The organism is Anabaena sp. CCY 9910, assembly GCF_963920875.1.
Classification (GTDB): domain Bacteria; phylum Cyanobacteriota; class Cyanobacteriia; order Cyanobacteriales; family Nostocaceae; genus Trichormus; species Trichormus variabilis.
This window is the reverse complement of record NZ_CAWUDJ010000094.1, coordinates 1-3,588: the sequence shown is the minus strand read 5'-3', so window position 1 is coordinate 3,588 and position 3,588 is coordinate 1. Positions and strand designations below refer to the sequence as shown.

Below are 3,588 nucleotides of genomic sequence, written 5' to 3'. Positions count from 1 at the left end.
TAATTCTTGTTGTAGCGTCTAATTTTATTATCACTACATATTTACCACTACCAAAACAAATATGGTTCCATAGATGTCATCGATTATCGCGCAGGTGGTATTAATGCGGCAGGAACAATTGATATTTTGCAAGAAATATTTGACGACAGTTTACATTTGTTCGCTAGCTACGATAGTAACTTTTTCCCTGAGTCTGTTATTGATGAATTGATGCAGGAATACATTACCCAAATCCAGGAGTTAGCTTCACTAAAAATCTCCTCTGAGCAACTAACGCAGCCAGTAACTAAGACACAAACAGATGTAAATATAACGCAGCTTCTGCAAGAGATTGCCACAGAAATCTGCCATTCCCAGATTACTGACAATGATATGGCCAAGGATTTAGAAGCAGAATTGGGAATGGATTCTTTGGAACTTATCCGCATTGTTACGAGGTTAGAAAAACGGTTAGGCAAAGTAAATCGTCAAGCCTTGCTTTCTTGTCGCAGTCTCCAAGAAATGGCTGTGCTACTTGGGAAGAAACAATCATCTTCTTTACAACAGCAATCAGTTGTCAACCATCAACAATCCCAAGAAATTCCTTACTGGGAAATTATCGAGCAAGCCAAGCGTACTCCCAATGCCATAGCGGTGACGGATGGAGAAACTCAAATTACCTACGCAGAGTTAAACCGTCTTTCTAATCAGGTGGCTAATTATTTGCAGGCTCAGGGAGTTAAACCAGGCGTGTTTGTGGGAATCATGACACGACGCGGGCCTTTGATGTTTGTGGGTATTCTTGGTATTCTCAAAGCAGGCGGAACTTACGTTCCTTTAGATCCCATATATCCTCATGAACGGATTAAGTACATATTAGAACACGCCCAAATCGGAATTTTGCTAACAGAAAATCGCTTGACAAACAAGTTAGCAGAATGCCTGACTGAGCAGTTACCTTTAAATACTTTGATGTTCTTAGATGAGGGTGTTTTTGAGCAAGGTAAAGCTTGGACACAGCTAAACAAAAAGACTTGGGCGCGTTGTTCAGATATAGCTCCTGCCAATGTGAATACTCCTGATGACTTGATGACAGTACTGTACACCTCTGGTTCTACAGGTAAACCGAAAGGAGTGATGCTCAACCATCGGGGTTACATGAATCGCCTAGTTTGGATGCAGAATGCTTTTCAATTGCGTTATGGCGATCGCGTTGCTCAAAAAACATCTTGCTGTTTTGATATATCAGTATGGGAAATATTCTGGCCTTTGATGGTGGGAGCTACTGTTTATTCTGTAGAAACAGAAACAGTCAAAAATCCTTGGCTCTTAGCACAGTGGATTAAAGACAACCAAATCAATGTCATGCACTTTGTTCCTTCCCTATTTGGAGAATTTTGTAACGCTTTAGAATCAGAATCATGGACTTTTCCCGATTTGCGTTGGTTAGTCTTTAGTGGCGAAGCTTTACCTGTGCCTTTTGTACAGCGTTGGATTGATAAGTATGGTATGAGTGTTGGTTTAGCCAATCTTTATGGCCCCACTGAAGCTTCCATCGATGTCACTGCACACATCATTCGTCAACGTCCAGGCGAACAAGAAATCTGCATTCCTATAGGTAAAGCTATAGATAATGTGTATATCTTAATCTTGGATGAACAGATGCAGCCATTAGCCCCAGGAAAAATGGGAGAACTCTGGATTGGCGGTGTACAATTGGCTAAGGGTTATCTCAAAGATCCACAACGCACAGCAGACGCATTCCGGCTGAATCCCTTTTCTCACGTTCCAGGGGAATATTTATACAAAACCGGCGATTTAGCTGTGGAATTGCCCGATGGTAGTTTCGAGTATCATGGACGCATTGACCACCAAATTAAAATACGTGGTTTCCGTGTAGAACTGGGGGAAATCGAAAGTGTTCTCAATAGCCATCCCGCGATTAGTGAAGCTGCCGTTTTAGCTGTAGATTACGAAAATGGTCAAAAACGGTTAATAGCTTGCTTGGCTGGTTCTCAAGTAGACAATCAACAAATTAAGGAATTCCTGGCTCAACGCTTGCCTGATTACATGATTCCTCACCGATGGGAATGGCTAGCCAGTTTACCTAAAACCCACAATGGGAAGCTAGACCGCAAGGCTATTTTGGCTGCTATCACCCAAGAAAAGCCAACAGTATCTCAGGAATACTTACCTCTAGGCCCTGCTCAACGTTGGTTAGTGAAATACTTTGAGGCTCCATATCAATGGAATGGCTACACACGTTTTCTTTTCCATCAACCATTAGACCCAGAGATATTTAACCAAGCTCTCAATATTGTACTGGAAACTCATCCCGCACTACGGACTGTGTTTGTGCAACGAGATCAACAATGGTGGCAACAGTTAATTTCCCCAGATCAAAAGTTGAGTGCTGAATTCTACGATGGTAGTCATCTGACATCTGCACAACGAGACAGTGAAATCCACAACCGGATACAAGAAATCGCTCAACAGTTTCAAATTGACCAATGGCCGCTGATGAAAGTCATCGCGATCAAGGTGAATGAATCCTGCTACGATATCTCGATGGTTGGGCATCATATCATCGGTGATTTGCTGAGTACTGGGGTAATTTTTCATCAATTATGGTTGACTTACAGCGAATTGCTGGGGAACAGAAGTCAGATTTCTCAGCCTCTCCCTGCGACACCTTCTTATATGGACTATGTGCGTGTACTGATGCAGGCGGAACAACAAGGAGCTTTGAGAAGTCATGTAGATTATTGGAAATCTCAATTTCCTTCTCAGGAATATACCTTCCAAGTTCCCTTTGACCATCAAAAAGGTGCTAATTTAGAGGCTTCCGCCGCCAGGGAAAAATTCACCCTGTCCAAAAACAGTAGTAACATACTCTTACGTGAAGCTAAACAGTATTACAAATGTAATGTCTACACGTTGCTACTTTCTACCTTGTATCAGTTAATGGCTGAGTGGAGTGGACAACATTGGGTAGTAGTTAGCCATCGCAGCCACGGCAGGAATCTAGATAGCAAGCACACGTTTTTAAATAGTGTTGGTAACTTTGCGATGAATTTCCCTGTCGGGGTTAATCTAGAACGTTCCATTAGGTGGGAGCAAACCACTAAGGAAATCCAAGCCAAATTTAACGAGTTACCGATGAATGGTGTAACTTTTGATTGGATTTCTGAGCAGCTTCCTCATTATGTTTATCCCGATAACAATCTCACACCAGTCAGAGCTAACTACTTAGGAAATCGTACTGCTCCCTCCTCGGAACTGTTTGAGTTTATTGAGGAAGATAGAGATAGTCGGTTGTCTTCCCCTGACCAAAAACGTACAGCGTTACTAGAGTTTTTCTTCTCTATCACCGATGGCACTGTTCACTTAGAAATCGAATACTCTCGCAATTTCCACCTACCTGCAACTATTCGCAGACTTGGCGATCGCTATTTGGAACTAATGGCACAGATGCTAGCTGTTGTATCTTTAGTAGGTAATGGTGTGGATGTGACAAATCTAGGAACGCACTGAACTAAAAACCCTTTTGAGGGTGGTCAATAGTCAATAGTCAATAGTCAATAGTCAATAGTCAATAGTCAATAGTCA

Annotated in this window: 1 protein-coding gene; it reads left to right on the top strand. The window is 42.1% G+C overall.

Features of this window, described 5'->3' with window-relative positions; genetic code table 11:
* The first annotated feature begins 126 nt into the window (after positions 1 to 126).
* Positions 127 to 3,513, top strand: a complete 3,387-nt coding sequence (locus tag ACM5QX_RS29330) for an amino acid adenylation domain-containing protein (RefSeq protein ID WP_414756723.1) — start codon at positions 127 to 129, stop codon at positions 3,511 to 3,513.
* Positions 3,514 to 3,588: the final 75 nt, after the last annotated feature.